The sequence below is a fragment of the Bradyrhizobium sp. genome, from assembly GCF_049581145.1.
GTDB lineage: Bacteria > Pseudomonadota > Alphaproteobacteria > Rhizobiales > Xanthobacteraceae > Bradyrhizobium.
Genome location: NZ_JBAURI010000287.1, coordinates 1 through 16,707 on the forward strand (window position 1 = coordinate 1; position 16,707 = coordinate 16,707).

A 16,707-nucleotide genomic window follows, 5' to 3' on the forward strand; every position below is an offset into this window, starting at 1 on the left:
CTCCGCCGCTCACACTCAGTGAGGGCGATGCCCCGCTGCCCATCAGATACCGTGCTCAGAACCACCGGGGTGGGCCATCAATTTAAGTGCGCGGGGTTAAATGTTCTTAACGTTTAGCATCAGTCCGGGAAGGTCGCGCGATGTCAGTTCCGCGAGATCATTGATTCGATCAGCCGAGGCGACTTGCTTTTGGATGAAGGCAATCGACACGCCGACGGTCGCAAAAACGAGAAGCGCCATCAAAGCGTTTGACAGGCCGATCTTGGCGCTCAGGGAAAGTTTCAATCGAGGCATCTGGTTTGCTCTTCAGTTCGACGAGGTGGCACGAACGACGCGTTCGAGTTCTCGAGTCGTTTGGGGTCGCAGCGCCGCCCACGTCCTGCCACAAGATGTTTCGCGAATTTGAACGAGCGGGGACGGGGTGCCGTCTGTAATTATACTGCTTCGCGTTGTGCAAACATCTCGTAAAGGGATCGGAAGTCGGTCGCACGTCCCGTATTTAAACGGGCAACCGATCCGCTGCCGGAATGCGCTGATCGCTTCAAATTGCTCAACCCGCACGCGGCACATGGTGTCTTCGCGACGGCAGAAGGCTTTGATGACAATGCCCCGCAACTCTTGCAGCTCCTACCAGAAGTCCAGCAATCCCTATTTTGCGACGCCAGCTGAAATCGCTGTCGCTTCTGTGGCAGCGCGCCGCGTGTTCGACGACATCTCACCGGTCACGGTGCTCTGTTCTTCGACGGCCGCGGCAGTCGTTGTAACGTATTCGCTGACGTCCTAGATCGCCCGCTTGATCGAATCCAACGCCGTTACGACATCGCCGGAAATGGCGTTCAGACCTTCGATTTCCGAGCCGATCTTGTCGGTTGCCTGTTTGGCCTGATTAGCGAGGCTCTTGACCTCCGATGCGACGACAGCAAAACCGCGGCCAGCCTCGCCGGCGCGCGCCGGCTCGATCGTCGCGTTGAGCGCCAGCAGGTTGATCTGGCCCGTGATGTTGCCGATCAATTTGACGATGCCGCTCATCGCCTGGGGGGCGTCGGTGAGACGCGTGGCCTGCCAATCGGCCATTGCGACTTTGTCGACTGCGTTCAGGGCCGTTTCCCTGGACTTCAGCATCGCCTCCGAAATCTTGCGCACGGAAGCATTCAGTTCCTCCGCGCCTGCCGCGACCGTCTCCATCATGGCGCGTACGCGCTCATTGCCCATGCGGACAAGGACGTGCTTTGTGACATCGCTGGCATACGCTCACTGGACTTCGCGACAATGCTCGGCACATCCGATCGCGCGCGAGCGGAGAGCAGGTTCCTCATTATTGCCTTGGCAGTCGGCAGGTTTCTTGGGTCAGTTCTTAGTCAAGCCCCCCAAGTGTTGAACCCGGTTCGCGCTTCGCCGATTAGGCGTTATCGAAGAAGTCGGCCGGTGGCCGAGCAACAGATGGTCCCCCGCCCATCCGCCGCCCAGAGCACGAAACCCACGGAGGCTGTATATAGGATCTGGTAGCTCAGGGGGCGAGACACTGCATTGCCGGCGCTATCAGACGGAAATGCCCATGCTCGAAGCTCGAAGAGCACGAAGCATCGAACGTCACCATCCCGGCGCTTCGCCCGGGCGATCCGAAACGAATCGTCGTTGAAGCCTATCCGGTTGTACTGGCCTAATGAAGGGCACGAAAGACAAGGTCGCGGCCTAATCTTTCCTAAGCCTTGGTCTCGACCAGTTACGTTCATCCGCCGCCAATGTACATCGCGCGACCTCGCCAAGATGTCCGCGCAGAGCGAAAGGACTTGGCAAGGGCAGTCCTACGCAGTTGTGGCCTGTTTTAGAAATCCCGAGATGGCGGCGGAGGAGCAGGAGTCTGACCAGACTTTCCGCGTGCCTATGGCGTGGCCGTTCACTTACCGCGTGGTATCTCACGGCATCGATACCGCTACCATTACTGTCAAGATGTTCGGGATCGCACTGTCACAAAAGCCAGACGCACGCCGCGATGATTGCGAAAATTCCAAGCGCCAACAAGGCAGTATCGGCAATGACGCCAATGATCAGCTCACCCCACGGCAATAAGAGCCGTGCTATAGACACCAACGCAAACATGGGGGCAACGCTTCGCCAGACGGACAGACGGGGGAATTGCCTCGCGGCAATGTCAAGTTGTACTGTTCCGGTATTATTACGGTGTCGTCAAGATTCCTCCGCAGAAAGATCGTGCTTGCCTCATTTTAGACAGCACGACGCCGTGCTTCATGTTCATCGCCATCAGAAAGATGCCGCGCAGGCCGTGTTTTGCCCGGTATGCGGCCTATCGTTGCACATCTGCATACCGCTGTGGAATATTTTACCGTTCCATCGCGTTCCTTGACGTTCTGTCAGTGGTACTTCCCCTTTGAGCTCAGTCGGCTGGTCGTCAACCGGGAGCGGTTGATCGGCATGATTCGCCTCGGCGAGAGGGGGCAGGCCTATTTCGAATAGGACCCCTTCATCAAGAAGATCCTGCGCGCTTTGGTATCACGCGCAGCGGTGAGCAAGGGGGACCACAACGGCGTGCAATACGCGCGTTCAGCTGACGCCGTAACAAAACGCGCTGTTGCTGGCGAAGCGGCGGGCTTCGCGTTCCGACATCACGGCTCCCGTCCGCGACAACGAAATCGAGATGGCCACCAGCGATCCGACTGTTCGTGGATCGCACCGCGCTCCAACGAGATCGAGGCAACGCAACGGTGGCATTAAATGCAACAAGTATTGGGGGGCAGGCACCGCAAAAATAAGTTGCTGGATGTGGTACAAAGCTTCCGATGCCCGCGGACAGTTCAGTCTCGAATGTGCCTTGCCGAACTGTTTTCAAAACCCTAGCAGCGCAAGGCCAACCCAGCCGAACACAAACATCGAGCAGGTGATTGCCGCGGCCGACGCCAAAGCTGCGATAGATTTCAGCAGTCGATGGCGAGCCCGCCCTTCTTCTGAGCCGGCTAGCGCTCTCGATACTATTGACGGGCGCGTTCCGAACCAGAGCAGACGGAGATGCTTTCCCTTGCCAACTTCAGCCTGGACATCTCGATCCGCGCGCCCGTTCGAACAGGAATGTTGGAGTCGCCGATCCTCAAGACGTAATATAGCTCCGCCGGTCACCCGCGCCTCACGGATATCAGGTCCCGCCGATCCTGGCCGCTTGTGCGACAGCGGCGCCGTTGCACCACCGGCACGCGAGACGACTAGACGTGGGGCGACAGGTGGGACTTTCTCACAAAATCAGAAATTATGTGATAAAAAAATAACATAAATTGGCGGACTCCGTCACCGCCCTCACCTATTTCAGCAGCGAGCCTGACAGCCATAACGAGCGATCCCTTGAAAGCACGAAGCTGAAGATCAGTATTTCTTCGCCGTTGTGGCCGATTGTGCGATCCGACGGATCGGCCTCTTTTTGGCGGATGCGAAAGCCGCGTTGAATGGACGACAAGTCATTCAACCCAGCGCCACATGAGACGTCGCCGTCGAGAATCTCATAGTAACAAGCTTCGTGTGGAGGTGAGCGTTGAGGTTTTAGAGAAACACCTGGACAGGCTCGCGCTCGCGATCGACCGCGCCGGCAAACGCGGTGCCATGTACCTGCCGATATATGAACGCATCGAGGCTAAACTCGAAGAACTCAGGGCCACGGAAGCGCGAATGGAGCGCGCGCGCCAACGCCTCAAATGATTGCTGGATCGAACGGAAAGACGATCTTCATCATCTCTTCCTTATAGAGCTTCAGCGAACCGCCCGACCCGTATTTCGGTCTGTCAACGGTGTGGCCCATCAGAATGTTGCGAAGCTCATCGTCAATCCTGGCCTCCTTCATGCGATCCTCAAAGGTATGGCGGAGCGAATAGATGACGTGCTTCTTCGTCGGAAACAGTTTGTTCTCCCGGAAAAACTTTCCCGCCGTACTCGAGAAATTATTCTCGTTCTCCTTGTAGTTCGGGAACCCATTTGGGAATTTCTTCATGACTTCGAGCGCAACGCCGACAAGCGGTATGCGCCGGATCGACGACACGGTCTTGATCTCGCGCGGATCTTCGGGGTCAAGCCTCGGTTCGACAAGGATATGCGGAACTGCGTCGCCGAGCTTGATGACGTCTTTATGCAGATTGCAAATCTCCCCGCCCCGCGCACCGGTCTCGCTGAGCACCAGCACGATGCCGCGCGCTTCAGCGTTCATGCCGGCGAGTGTACCCGGTTTGAATATCTTGTCACGCACCCACTCGATTGGGAAAGGCGGCCGCGATCGCTTGAATTTTTCGCTAAAGGTAAGGCCATCGAACGGATTTTGCCTGTCGATGTCTCCGAGGTGCTTGAAGTATTCCTCGTAGAGAATCTTCATGTCGCCCATACGGCGCTTACCCAAGGAGGCAGATTTCTTTTTACTGCCGTCTGTTGGGGCGAGGCGCTTGACCCAGTGCTGATAGAATTGCCGGGCGTGGTCTCGCGTGATGTCGACCATCGCCAGATCGCCGACGACCGCGATGAACGATGTCACCGCAAGCTTCTTGACCTTCTTCCATTGCTCCCTTTGCTTCTCGCTTTTACCTGCAAGCTCGGCCGCCCTAATCTCGGTGCAGAAGATGTCGAACGCATCGGACACTTTGATCTTCGGCTGCTCAACGCCGCCGAGTATCGCGGTCTCGACTGCCACGGGGGTTCGGACGTCGCCGATCGTCGTCATCCGTCGCAGGATGTCATCGAACGGAAGGTTCGCGACCTCATTGGCTGGCTTGTATGTGAATCCCAGGGCCTCGGCGCGGGCCCTCGCCACCTGATAGGCGGAGAGCGCCTTCGCGTTGTCGCCATCGGTGAGCAACGCCCCCCAAAACGCGCGGTCCGCTTGTTCAAGCAAATCCCGCTTCGCGCGCGCCTCGGCGAGATCGTCCGTTTTGAGCGAATGGCGAATAAACGGCGCACGGTCGTCGAGATGCTCAACGGACTTCGGAACGCGTCTCCAATAGTAATAGAGCCCGTCGCGCAGGAGCAAAAAGCGGTCCTGTTGCCATTGCCGTACCACCGTCTCGCCTCGGCATGTGTCACAAAACGTATCCCACTTTGTATCACAATTTCAGGCGAAATCAAGTTTGCAGCCGGAACGGAATCTCGGCTTTCGCTTGTTCTTCAGATGGTTAGGGTTGATAACGGAGGCGATTTCTTGGTGCGCTCGGAGGGACTCGAACCCCCACGATTTTACTCACTGCCACCTCAAGGCAGCGCGTCTACCAATTCCGCCACGAGCGCAAAGGTCGGCCGGCCGAGCATCGTGCCGTGCCGGTCCGGACCAACGGCGCCGATGTAACAAATCGATCTTGGGGGGACAAGGCCTGCCGGGCCCCCAAATCCGAGGTTTGCCGCAGGTTTTTGGGGGCTCAGCGGCTGCCGGGCGATTTCGGCAGCATCTGCTTGACTTCGACCGCGATCCGGTTGCGATCGACGAGCACCACCCCGCTCGCAATCGGCAGATTGTTGGCGAGCACCTTGACCTCGTCGGCCTCGGTGGCGTCCAGTTCGATGATGGCGCCGCGGGACAGCCGCATCACCTGATGGATAGGCATGGTCGTGGTCCCGAGCACCACCATGAGATCGACGGTGACTTTATCGAGCGTGGGCACTTCCGAACCGCCGAACTGAAACTAAGTTGCTGGAAAAGTCTGATCTGCCCAGAGATCACCACGTTATGGTTATGCAATGGTTAATGATCGCCAAAGCCTCGATTTGACGCCCTTTGCCGGGCCGCCCGGCAATGCGGCCGAGTGGCGGATTTCGGATTTGCCTGTGGATTATCTGGAAGCGGTCGCAGGCCAGGAGTCGCGCGTGGCGGCGATCGCCACCCAGGAGGCGCCGGAGCTGGTATGGCTCCTGGAACACCCCCCGCTCTATACCGCCGGCACGTCGGGCAAGGCCGACGATCTGCTCGACCCCCGCTTTCCCCTTTTCGCCACCGGTCGCGGCGGCCAGCTCACCTATCATGGCCCTGGCCAGCGCATCGCCTATGTGATGCTCGACCTGAAGCGTCGGCGGCCGGACGTCCGCGCCTATGTTGCCGCGCTCGAGCAATGGATCATCCTCACACTGGCGGCCTTCAATGTGCGCGGCGAGCGGCGCGAGGATCGCGTCGGCGTCTGGGTGAAGCGGCCGGACAAGGGCGAAGGTTTCGAGGACAAGATCGCGGCCATCGGCGTGCGGCTGAAACGCTGGGTGTCGTTCCATGGTATCGCCATCAATGTCGAGCCGGACCTTTCGCACTTCTCGGCGATCGTGCCCTGCGGGGTCGCCGACCCCCGCTATGGCGTCACCAGCCTGGTCGATCTCGGCCATCCCGTGACCATGGCGGATGTCGACATCGCGCTGCGGCGCGCATTCGAGGACGTCTTCGGGTCCACCCGTGCACGGCTGCCGGAGGCGATTGCATAGACCCGCGACGGCCAGGTTCGCGATCTCCTCAAAGATCGCGTCAAACGCACTGCGCAAGGTCTCATGCCGCAACACAAATCCGTTGCTGAGCGGCTCGCGGCCCGACACACGTTTCGCGACCATGCAGAAAGTTCCAGTGACATGGGAACAAATCCACGTTCAGCCCGTTGAGGCTGCTTCAGGCAGGGGGTAATGGCTCAAAACGACAAGCAGCAGAGGGACTTATTCGAGAGTGAACGCAATTTCCGGCTTCTGGTTGAAGGCGTCGCTGATTACGCGCTCTACATGCTCGACCCTACTGGCATCATCACGAGCTGGAATATCGGCGGTCAACGGATCAAGGGCTATGCGCCCGACGAGATCGTCGGCCGGCACTTCTCCTGTTTCTATACCGAGGCGGATCGCAACAACGGCAAGCCGGCCCGTGCCATCAAGATCGCCAGAGAACAGGGTCGCTATGAAGAAGAAGGCTGGCGTGTCCGCAAGGATGGCACCTTCTTCTGGGCGAGCGTGGTCATCGACCCCATTACCGAAGATGGCCAACTCATCGGCTTTGCCAAGATCACCCGCGACATCACCGAGCGGCGCGAGGCCGAGCTCAAGCTCGAACAGATGCAGCAGCAGCTTGCCGAATCGCAGAAACTGGACGCGCTCGGTCAGCTCACTGGCGGCGTCGCGCACGACTTCAACAACCTGTTGATGGTGATCACCGGCAGCATCTTCACGTTGAAAAAGGCGATCGGCAGCGACGCCAAACTGCAGCGTGCGGTCACCGCCATCGAGACCGCGACGAGGCGTGGCGCGGCCCTGACCAGCCAGCTCCTGACATTTGCGAGGCGGCAGAGCGTCAACCCGCAACCGATCGACATTGCCGAGCGGATCGCCGCCGTGCGCGAGGTGCTGGACACTGGCGTCGGCGGCTCGGTGAACCTGTCGTTCGATATCGAGCGCGCGACCTGGCCGGTTACCGTCGATATCGCCGAACTTGAGACCGCGCTCGTCAATCTCGCCATCAATGCGCGCGACGCCATGCCGAGGGGCGGGACGATCGCGATCACCGCGCAAAACGTGACGCTCGATGACAATACCGCGGCCGGCGACTATGTCGCCATCAGCGTCGAGGACAGCGGAACCGGAATTGCCCCGGACGTCCTCGGCAGGATTTTCGATCCGTTCTTCACGACCAAGCCGATCGGCAAAGGCACCGGCCTCGGATTGTCGCAGGTTCACGGCTTTGCGCATCAGGCCGGCGGCACGGTCAGGGTGGAAAGCAAACTCGGCAAAGGGACCAAGGTCACACTGCTCTTGCCGCGCGACCGCAACAGCCCGCAGCCCGACCGGCCGACTCTCGCGGACGTCGGCGGCAGCGGCACCGTGCTGCTGGTGGAAGACAATCCGGACGTCGCCTCCGCCACCACCAGCCTGCTCGAACAACTGGGCTATACGGTCCGACTGGTGTCGGACGCCGAAGCGGCGCTGCGCGAGATCGAGCGCGAGAGCTTCGATCTGGTGTTCTCCGACATCATCATGCCCGGCGCGATGGACGGGCTTGGCCTCGCGCGGCGCCTGAAGGTGATCCGTCCCGACCTGCCGGTGCTGTTGGCGACGGGCTATAGCGACGCGGCGGCGACTGTCCGCGGCGATTTCTCCATTCTCCGCAAACCCTATGAAATCCACCAATTGAGCCAGGCGATCGCCAAGCTGCCGCGCTGACGCCCATCCCTCAAACCGTCGGCAACACCGAAAACCCCTCGCCGGCGGCCCGCAGCGCAAGCTGCTCGGTGCCGGCCGGCTCATTCAGCACCGCCGTGACCCGCGCCGCGGGTGGACCATGCCGGCACAGCGCAACCATCTCCGCCACCGCCTTGGCATTCCCCGCGAACAGCGCTTCAACACTGCCGTCCTGCCGGTTGCGCACCCATCCCGCAAGCCCGCTCGCCTTCGCCTGATATTCCACCCAGGAACGGTAGCCGACGCCCTGCACACGGCCCCGGATCGACACCTGGATGATGGCGCGGCTCACGTCTTGAGCCCGAGGAAGGAGGCCAACCGCGCCTTGGTCGCGGCGTCGCGGGTCACTCGGCCAGTCAACTCGCCTGATGCGAGCCCCTTCAATTGTTTCGGCGAGGTTCCCTCGCGCAATGCTTTAAGTATCTCGTAGACCGCTTGAGTAGCGGCCGCGAACGGCGCGTGGCCCTGCAGCGCGATCCGCACCCGCTGGCCTGCCAGATAATCCGGCGCGGTCATTTGTTCCGGCGCGCCGCCGAGCACGATCGGCAGCTCTGTCGCAACCGCGATCGCTTCCAGTTCCGCAGGCGACTTGATGCCGGTGAAGAACAACGCGTCGACGCCGGTTGCCTCGTAGGCCCTGGCGCGTTCGATGGCGTCGCCGAGCGAGGTGATCGACGCGGCTCCCGTGCGCGCCATGATCACGAGCGAGGGATCATCGCGCCCGTCGAGTGCCGCCTTCATCTTGCCGACGCCCTCCTGCAGCGAAATGAGTTGCGTCTTCGCTTCACCATAGGCCTGCGGCAGCAGCGTGTCCTCGATGGTGAGGCCGGCGGCGCCCGCCGCCTCCAGCTCCTGCACGGTGCGCCGGACATTGAGGGCGTTGCCATAGCCGTGGTCGGCATCGACCAGCACCGGAAGCTGTGCCGCGCGCGACATCCGCCGCATCTGCTCGGCGAGTTCGGTCAGCGTGATCAGCGCGATATCGGGATCGCCGAGCACCGCGAGCGAGGCGACCGAGCCGCCGAACATGCCGACCTCGAACCCGAGGTCCTCGGCAATGCGGATCGACACCGCGTCATAGACCGAGCCGGGGCGGACACAGGATGGGCTCGACAGGATCGAGCGCAATGCTTCGCGGCGCTTGCGGAAGGCCATGGCCAAATTCTCTTCTGTTCCAGGTACGAAGCAAAACCCGTTATCTGTCCCCGGATCAAGTCCCGAGCGGCGCTTTTGCCAGGGGCGTGCCCAGGGCGCGCATCGACGTGATTCAGGCAGTCGGGCAAAATCCGTGCGGGGAAGCCGCTGGGCCGAGCCCGATTTCGCTGCTGCACAAGCGGCGGGTTGCCGCAATCGACGCGAGAGTGACCACCGCACCCGCGACGACATCAATGGCGTAATGTGCTCCAACGATCGGCGTGGTCGCAACCATTGCAACGTTGAGTGGGACGATCAGCCAGCGCATGGGCTTCACCGGCCAAAGTGCCCACGCATCCAGGATGGCTGCGGCGGTGTGAAAACTCGGAAACGCGATCAAACCTTCAAGATTGCTGAGAGAAATCGTTTTCATCATACCTGAGCGCAAGGCATCGAGAGTCCGCGCCGGCGTGTAAATGTCTGCCGGCAAGGTTGCATACTGAGCCGGCGTGAGATCGCAGTAAACGAAGGCGCCGACGGCAGGCACAAACACGAATATCGCGATCGTTGCGGCCAGGGCGAGACCATAGGCCATGACGAATTGCTGCAGACGTTCGATGCGATTTGCGACCACCAATACGAGAGGAACGAACGCCAGTTGCGGCAACATGGAGAGATAGATGAAATTCGAAAGATGAATCTTCCACGGCTGGTCCGTGAAGACATGCACATAACTCGCGCGATCAAAACCCAGCCATCTGTCGATCGCGAGTAGCTCGGCGTCGCGATACGACATTGCCATCACCGCGGCGGCATAGCTCAACACCAATCCAAGCACCAGAATGAGGACGAGTTGGGCAACTGTCGTGAGAACCCGATAAAGACGTTCATCGGGGCGGACGCGATGGTAGAACCAGGCGAGGCTAGTATAGCCAATCGCCATCGCAAGGAGCGGCCGATTGCTGCCAAAGTCGATGCTCAGGCCTGATGCGAAGACGCCGGCGGAGGTCACCAACAGGAGTACTCCGACCCCACACCACAAGAAGCGGGAATTTCGGAGAACTGCGGTACCGGGAAAATACGGGTGCATGCGGCACCCGGTACCTCAACACCTTTAACAAACTATTTATGGTTGATATCGATAACCGAAACAATCTGCCAAGAATCCCTGAAACGACGATAGCGTCGCGATGTGCGAAGCGAATGACCGGCAAGGCAATCGCGCAAACTCCGCGGCTCGCGCTTCCAGCGCCGGTCGCATTTGGGGTCCACTCCTGGTAACCATCAGGGTTCAGGCACGAGTCGTTGTGTCGAACGTCCTTGAACAAGGCAGGCCTGCTCAAGCGGGGGCCACGCCAACGGGCGCGGCGTTCTACGCGAATTCCAGGATCAGCGCGTCCACGGCGAGCGTGGCGCCGGGGGTGGCATAGATCTTCTTCACGGTACCGTCGCGCTCGGCGCGCAGTACGTTCTGCATCTTCATCGCCTCGACTACGGCGAGCGTCTCGCCGGCCTTGACCTCCTGCCCTTCGGTTACCGCGATCGACACCACGAGCCCGGGCATCGGGCACAACAGCTTCTTGCCGGTGTCGGAGGCGGTCACCACCGGCATCAGGCGAGCCGATGTCGCTTCCGCTTCGGTGAAGACATAGACGGGAATCTCGACGCCCTGGTGCGCCAGCCGGACTCCGTTCGGAACCGGCCGTACCTGCACCGCCACGACCGCCCCATCGACGCTGCCCTGCCAGACCGGCTCGCCCGGCTTCCAGGACGAGACCAGGTGATGCGGATGGCCGATCGAGCCATCGGCGGCGACGAAGCGAACGGCGATGCCACCGCTCTCGCGCGCGACATCGAGGCCGATCTCGTCGCGCCCGAGCCAGACCGCGCGCCGGCCCTCGCGCTTCACCGGGCGGCCGATCATCTGCCCGGAAATCTGCCGTTTGCGCTCGCCGAGCACATGATCAATCGCGGCGCCAACGGCGGCGAGCCGCCGCGCGATCTCGCCTTCGGGCGCCGGCGCGGAAAACCCTTTGGGAAATTCTTCCGCGATGAAGCCGGTCGAGAGATTGCCCTCGCGCCAGCGCGGATGGTTCATCAGCGCCGACAGGAACGGAATGTTGTGGCGGATACCGTCGACATAGAACGCGTCGAGCGCGGTCGACTGCGCCTCGATCGCCGCCGCGCGCGACGGCGCGTGGGTCACGAGCTTTGCGATCATCGGATCGTAGAAGATCGAGATCTCGCCGCCTTCCTGGACGCCGGTGTCGTTTCGGACCGTGATTCCGTCCGTCTTGCTCTCCGCCGGCGGGCGATATTTCACCAGTCGGCCGATCGAAGGCAGGAAGTTGCGGAACGGATCCTCGGCATAGACCCGCGACTCCACCGCCCAGCCGGTCAACGCCACATCCTGCTGCGCGAGTTCGAGCTTTTCGCCGGCGGCAACCCGGATCATCTGCTCGACCAGGTCGATGCCGGTGACGAGTTCAGTCACGGGATGCTCGACCTGCAGGCGGGTGTTCATCTCCAGGAAATAGAAGCTCTTGTCCTGTCCCGCGACGAACTCGACCGTGCCGGCGGAATCGTATTTAACGGCTTTCGCCAGCGCCACCGCCTGCTCGCCCATCTTGCGGCGCGTGGTCTCGTCCAGAAGCGGCGACGGCGCTTCCTCGATGACCTTCTGGTTGCGGCGCTGGATCGAGCACTCGCGCTCGCCGAGATAGATCACGTTGCCATGCTTGTCGCCCAGCACCTGGATTTCGATGTGGCGGGGGTCGACGATGAACTTCTCGATGAAGACGCGGTCGTCGCCGAAGGAAGACTTGGCTTCCGCCTTGGCGAGGTTGAAACCTTCGGCCACCTCCGAAGTCGAATGGGCGATCCGCATGCCCTTGCCGCCGCCGCCGGCGGAGGCCTTGATCATGACGGGGTAGCCGATGGCATCAGCGATCTTCACCGCGTGCCGCTCGTTCTCGATCACGCCGAGAAAACCGGGCACCGTCGAGACATCGGCTTTCGCCGCGGCCTTCTTGGATTCGATCTTGTCGCCCATCGCGGCGATCGCGTCCGGGTTGGGTCCGATGAAGACGACCCCGGCCTCGTTCAGCGCGCGAGGAAACGCCTCGCGCTCGGACAGGAAGCCGTAGCCGGGATGCACGGCCTCCGCGCCGGTCCGGCGGCAGGCATCGACGATCCGGTCGATCAGGAGATAGCTTTCTGCGGCCGCCGGAGGCCCGATCAGCACGGCCTCGTCGGCCATCTCGACGTGCAGCGCGTCGCGATCTGCTTCCGAATACACGGCTACCGTCGCAATCCCCATGCGACGGGCAGTCTTCATCACCCGGCAGGCGATCTCGCCGCGATTTGCGATCAAAATTTTCTTGAACATGAGCTTCTTGCTTGCGGACTGGGCGGGTTCCGCCTCGCGCAATCTGGCACGCGGGGACGGACGTCACAATTGCGTCTACAGCAAAATCCGCCGGAGGCAACCGGCTAATCGCCGCTGCGACGCGCCGGCCCGACCCGTCGGTTCAGCCTGAATAGGCGCGAAACCGGCCCCGCGCATATGCGCGGGAGACGGTCTTCATCAGCTCGCCGACCTCGGACTCCAGGTAATCATTGGCGACGATCAGCGCGCGGATGGTGGCGCGCAGGTTGCCGCCGCAGGCCGCGATCGCCTGCTCGACCGCCGCCTCCAGTTCGTCATCGTCCGCCCGATTTGGCTGTGAGCTGGAGGACATGAGCTTGTTTCCTGCGGGATCGCAAGTCCGAATGTTCTAGTTTTGTTCTCATAAAGTCAATCAGAAAGTCCGAGCATCCACAGCCTCATGCCGGGTATTCTTGCCCCCTGATGTGATGTCCCCTAGCATTTCACAATATTGTCAAAAGGGGGGCCAAGGTGCAGCAGGATATGGGCTTCGGCGTTCTGACGGGCCACGCCGTCGATACGCAATTCATCAAGGCCGGCGGCATCATCTTCCGCGAGGGCGAGCAGGCGCGCGAACTGTTCGTGATCAAGAGCGGCCAGGTGCAAATCCAGCTCGGCAACCGGACTTTGTCCGAACTGGCAGCAAACGACATTTTCGGCGAGATGGCGTTGATCGACAACCAGCCGCGCAGCGCGACGGCCGTTGCGATCACCGATGTAGAGCTGGTCCCGGTGTCCGAAAAGCAGTTCCTGTTCCTGGTCAGCCAGACGCCTTATTTCGCTCTCAAGGTGATGCGCGTGCTGGCGGAGCGGCTGCGGGCCACCAACAAGACATTCGGCTGAGCCCTGCGCAGGCAGCTAGACCAGCGCGGCGACGCGCGGGCTCGCTGACCTTTGCTTGGCGACCCCTTTCACCAGGTCGTGGATGAAGCCGAGCTTGGTGATGACCGCCGGCGACAGGATGAAGGGATAGAGATCGCGCGTTCCCATCGCCCGGTTCACGCTGTTCATGGCGAAGGTGAAGGGCAGCCACGCCGAGACGATGGTGTCGAAGTCCTCCGCCCGATAGGGATCGAAGGCGATGCGGGCGGACAACCCGCCGATGTGGTCGGCTGACGGCTTGACCTCGAGGCCGAATTCCGCGGCCATTTCCAACGTGTCGACGATATGGAGGTAGTGCGCCCAGGTCTCGGCGAAATCTTCCCAGGGATGGGTGGTCGCGTAGGCCGAGACGTAGTGCTGTTGCCAATCCGGCGGCGGCCCCTCGGCATAGTGGCGCTGCAGCGCCTCGCCATAGTCCATTGCATCATCGCCGAACAGCGCGCGACACGCCTCCAGGTGGCCGGCATCGCGCACCAGCACGTCCCAGAAATAGTGCCCGACCTCGTGACGGAAATGCCCGAGCAGCGTGCGGTAGGGCTCACCCATCTCGAGCCTTCGCTTTTCCCGCTCGATGTCATCGGCTTCCGCCAGGGCGATCGTGATCAGGCCGTTGTCATGGCCGGTCATGATCTTCTGCCCCTGCGCCGGATTGTCGGCGAGAAAATTGAAGGTCAGCCCGTGCGCGGGATCTTGGACGCGAGTCTTCAGCGGCAAATTCCACCGGATCAACGCGTAGAATAGCCGGTGCTTGGCGACCTCCAGTTCGCGCCAGGCAGCGACGCGGACGGGATCCGATAGATCTGGCACCGTTCCATTGTGCCGGCAGGCGCGGCAGTAGCGCTCGCCCGAACCGGCCTCGGCCAGCCAGTTGCAGGCGTCGAGCTCGGCATTGGCACAGAGCACGCGTCCCTCGCCGCCGTCGGCCAGCGTCCTCCAGGTTGAGCCGGCCGGCTCGATTGCCGACAGCGTGACTTTCTCCGGGAGAAAGGCGAGACGATGACCGCAACGGCCGCAGTTGCGGTTCTCGAAATAGACGACGTTTCCGCAGGCTTGGCAGGCGAACAGCTTCACGACGATACCCCTGGATTAAGAAAAAAGCGCCTGCGACGACTCCGCGACGCCGCTTTCGTTCCGCCCAGCGCGGAACTATTTGGCGGACGGCGTGTTTCATTGACGCGTTTCCCCGACGCACAACCGCAGCCCTGCCGCAACCGCAGCCCTGCCGCACGAGCTCTCGATGTGGCGAGCTTCTCTTGGTCGGTGGCTCAGCCGAACCCGACCGGCGGTGGCCAAGCCTTATTGCGGAGCGCATTTGAAGACTCATTGATTTGTGACATGGCGTTGGAACCGCATGACCATCCCGGACGCTTCTGACATCCACCTCCCCGAGACCGCTGCTGCGGAATACCTGCGCCGCAACCTCGAAGACATCGCGCGCGAGCGCGATCAGGCGCATCGTGCGCTGCAGGAGCGCGAGGCCGAACTCGCGCGGATTCAGCGGATCGGCCGGGTCGGCGGCGTCGAGGTCGATCTTCGCGACGGCTTCAAGAACCGCCGATCACCCGAACACCTCATCATCCACGGCCTGCCGCCGGAGGCGGCAGGCGAGAGCCATGAGGATTGGGTCAACCGCATCCATCCCGACGACCGCGAGCAGACAGAGAAGCATTTCCTTGACGCGGTCGTGGGAACGGACACCGACTATCTCGCGGAATACCGCATCATTAGGCCCGATGATGGCCAGACGCGCTGGATCCGCGTCATCGCGAAGATCGAACGCGATGAAGCAGGCCGTGCGCTGCGCCTGGTCGGCGCGCATATCGACATCACGGATCGCATGCTGGCGCAGGAAACACTTCGCGAAAGCGAGCAGCGCTTCCGCCTGATCGCCAACAGCGCGCCCGTGCCGATCTGGGTCACCAAGCTCGACCGCACCCGCTCCTTCGCCAATCAGGCCTATGTCGATTTTGTCGGACTTCCCTACGAGCAGACGATCGCCTTCGATTGGCGCAAGGTGCTGCATCCCGACGATCTGCCTCGCATCCTGCAGGAGCAGATCACGGGAGAGGCCTCGCTGAAACCGTTCGTGCTCGAGGCGCGCTACCGGCGGGCGGACGGCGAATGGCGCTGGCTCAGGTCCGAGTCGCAGCCGCGCTGGGATCCGACCGGCCAGCATATCGGCTTCATCGGCGTCGCCCACGACGTCACGGCGGCCAAAGAGGCCGAGATCGAATTGCGCAAGCTCAACGAAACGCTGGAGCAGCGCATTACCGAGCGCACCGCGCAGCTGCAATCCAGCGAAGCCAGGATGCGGGCCATGCTAGAGACCAGCCATCTCTATCAGGGCCTGCTCGACCTCGAGGGCAAGGTGCTCTATGCCAACCGGATCTCGCTTGCCGGCATCCGCTCCGACGGGACAGACGTGATCGGCAAGAAGCTCTGGGAGACGCCCTGGTTCACCGCGACCGACGGCATGCCGCGGGCGGTCCGCGACGCCTTCAGCGAGGCGCTCGCCGGTAGGCAGGCGCAGGCCGACATGCTGCTGCATCTTCCGATCGGCGACCGCTATTTCGATTTCTCGATTCGACCCGTGTTCGATCAGTACGGCCAGGTGTCGGGCGCGGTGCCGGAAGCCGTCGACATCACCGAGCGCCGGCAGAGCGAGGAAGCGCTGCGCCAGTCGCAGAAGATGGAGGCGGTCGGCCAGCTCACCGGCGGGGTCGCGCACGACTTCAACAATCTCCTGACCATCATTCGTTCGGCGACCGATTTCCTGCGCCGCCGCGAATTGCCAGAAGAGCGCCGCCGCCGCTATGTCGATGCGATTTCCGAGACGGTCGAGCGGGCGTCCAAACTGACCGCGCAGCTGCTCGCCTTCGCACGGCGCCAGCCGCTCAAGCCGCAGGTCTTCGATGTCGGTGCGCAGGTCGAAAACGTCGTCCAGCTCATCCGCCCTCTGGTCGGCAGCCGGATTCGGATCGAGCTCGAGGTCGGCGATGCTGATCTCTTCACCATCGCCGACATCGCGCAATTCGAGACCGCGCTGATCAACCTGGCGATCAATGGCCGCGACGCCATGAACGATGACGGCC

Annotated in this window: 16 protein-coding genes, 1 tRNA gene and 1 pseudogene; 6 read left to right on the top strand and 12 right to left on the bottom strand. The window is 61.7% G+C overall.

The window, feature by feature from the left end:
- Window positions 1-96: 96 nt before the first annotated feature.
- Both WCB02_RS09575 and WCB02_RS09580 read right to left on the bottom strand, forming a co-directional pair.
- On the bottom strand, window positions 97-294 hold the full coding sequence (locus WCB02_RS09575; RefSeq protein ID WP_423957782.1) for a hypothetical protein: 198 nt from the start codon (window positions 292-294) through the stop codon (window positions 97-99).
- A gap of 354 nt (window positions 295-648) precedes the next feature.
- Window positions 649-1,248 (bottom strand): annotated as a pseudogene (locus tag WCB02_RS09580) (methyl-accepting chemotaxis protein); the annotation flags it as partial.
- Window positions 1,249-1,767: 519 nt separating this feature from the next.
- Here WCB02_RS09580 and WCB02_RS09585 point away from each other — a divergent pair.
- Window positions 1,768-2,070 carry a hypothetical protein gene (locus WCB02_RS09585; protein WP_423957783.1) on the top strand — a complete coding sequence of 101 codons (303 nt, stop codon included), beginning with the start codon at window positions 1,768-1,770 and terminating at the stop codon, window positions 2,068-2,070.
- 1,240 nt (window positions 2,071-3,310) lie between these two features.
- Here WCB02_RS09585 and WCB02_RS09590 read toward each other — a convergent pair.
- Window positions 3,311-3,472, bottom strand: coding sequence for a hypothetical protein (locus WCB02_RS09590; RefSeq protein ID WP_423957784.1), 162 nt, complete (start codon window positions 3,470-3,472; stop codon window positions 3,311-3,313).
- 59 nt (window positions 3,473-3,531) lie between these two features.
- Here WCB02_RS09590 and WCB02_RS09595 point away from each other — a divergent pair, with 59 nt between their 5' ends.
- Entirely contained in the window at window positions 3,532-3,702 is a 171-nt protein-coding gene (locus WCB02_RS09595) for a hypothetical protein (protein WP_423957785.1), read from the top strand.
- Here the strand turns inward: WCB02_RS09595 and WCB02_RS09600 are convergent.
- The 3 genes from WCB02_RS09600 to WCB02_RS09610 form a co-directional block, all read right to left on the bottom strand.
- The gene (locus WCB02_RS09600; RefSeq protein ID WP_423957786.1) at window positions 3,695-5,044 is read right to left on the bottom strand and encodes a DUF6538 domain-containing protein; all 1,350 of its coding nucleotides are present in this window, start codon (window positions 5,042-5,044) and stop codon (window positions 3,695-3,697) included. The two genes, WCB02_RS09595 and WCB02_RS09600, sit on opposite strands and share 8 nt — an antisense overlap.
- 139 nt (window positions 5,045-5,183) lie before the next feature.
- Window positions 5,184-5,268 (bottom strand) — tRNA-Leu (locus WCB02_RS09605).
- Between the two features lie 128 nt (window positions 5,269-5,396).
- Entirely contained in the window at window positions 5,397-5,639 is a 243-nt protein-coding gene (locus WCB02_RS09610; protein WP_423957787.1) for a FliM/FliN family flagellar motor switch protein, read from the bottom strand.
- Between the two features lie 76 nt (window positions 5,640-5,715).
- Here WCB02_RS09610 and lipB point away from each other — a divergent pair, with 76 nt between their 5' ends.
- Window positions 5,716-6,441 (top strand): lipoyl(octanoyl) transferase LipB, encoded by a 726-nt coding sequence (lipB, locus tag WCB02_RS09615; RefSeq protein WP_423957788.1) that lies wholly within the window; start codon window positions 5,716-5,718, stop codon window positions 6,439-6,441.
- 192 nt (window positions 6,442-6,633) lie between these two features.
- Window positions 6,634-8,154, top strand: coding sequence for an ATP-binding protein (locus WCB02_RS09620; RefSeq protein WP_423957789.1), 1,521 nt, complete (start codon window positions 6,634-6,636; stop codon window positions 8,152-8,154).
- Window positions 8,155-8,164: 10 nt separating this feature from the next.
- On the opposite strand, the gene WCB02_RS09625 is transcribed toward WCB02_RS09620, so the two are convergent.
- The 5 genes from WCB02_RS09625 to WCB02_RS09645 all read right to left on the bottom strand — a co-directional run bounded on the left by WCB02_RS09625 (window position 8,165) and on the right by WCB02_RS09645 (window position 13,046).
- Window positions 8,165-8,464: an acylphosphatase gene (locus WCB02_RS09625; protein ID WP_423957790.1), complete on the bottom strand. Its 300-nt coding sequence runs from the start codon at window positions 8,462-8,464 to the stop codon at window positions 8,165-8,167.
- Window positions 8,461-9,327 carry an isocitrate lyase/PEP mutase family protein gene (locus WCB02_RS09630; RefSeq protein WP_423957791.1) on the bottom strand — a complete coding sequence of 289 codons (867 nt, stop codon included), beginning with the start codon at window positions 9,325-9,327 and terminating at the stop codon, window positions 8,461-8,463. Before WCB02_RS09630 ends, WCB02_RS09625 begins: the two co-directional genes overlap by 4 nt.
- A 112-nt stretch (window positions 9,328-9,439) precedes the next feature.
- Complete coding sequence (locus tag WCB02_RS09635) at window positions 9,440-10,318, bottom strand: phosphatase PAP2 family protein (RefSeq protein ID WP_423957797.1); 879 nt, start codon at window positions 10,316-10,318, stop codon at window positions 9,440-9,442.
- A 360-nt stretch (window positions 10,319-10,678) separates the two neighbouring features.
- Window positions 10,679-12,694 (bottom strand): acetyl-CoA carboxylase biotin carboxylase subunit, encoded by a 2,016-nt coding sequence (locus WCB02_RS09640; protein WP_423957792.1) that lies wholly within the window; start codon window positions 12,692-12,694, stop codon window positions 10,679-10,681.
- Window positions 12,695-12,836: 142 nt separating this feature from the next.
- Window positions 12,837-13,046, bottom strand: a complete 210-nt coding sequence (locus tag WCB02_RS09645) for a hypothetical protein (RefSeq protein WP_423957793.1) — start codon at window positions 13,044-13,046, stop codon at window positions 12,837-12,839.
- A gap of 158 nt (window positions 13,047-13,204) precedes the next feature.
- On the opposite strand from WCB02_RS09645, the gene WCB02_RS09650 reads away from it, so the two are divergent.
- The gene (locus tag WCB02_RS09650; protein ID WP_423957794.1) at window positions 13,205-13,576 is read left to right on the top strand and encodes a Crp/Fnr family transcriptional regulator; all 372 of its coding nucleotides are present in this window, start codon (window positions 13,205-13,207) and stop codon (window positions 13,574-13,576) included.
- A gap of 15 nt (window positions 13,577-13,591) precedes the next feature.
- Here the strand turns inward: WCB02_RS09650 and WCB02_RS09655 are convergent, their stop codons facing one another.
- Window positions 13,592-14,686 carry a zinc-binding metallopeptidase family protein gene (locus WCB02_RS09655; protein ID WP_423957795.1) on the bottom strand — a complete coding sequence of 365 codons (1,095 nt, stop codon included), beginning with the start codon at window positions 14,684-14,686 and terminating at the stop codon, window positions 13,592-13,594.
- Between the two features lie 280 nt (window positions 14,687-14,966).
- Here WCB02_RS09655 and WCB02_RS09660 point away from each other — a divergent pair.
- On the top strand, window positions 14,967-16,707 hold a 1,741-nt coding region (locus tag WCB02_RS09660; RefSeq protein ID WP_423957796.1), incomplete at its 3' end, for a PAS domain S-box protein.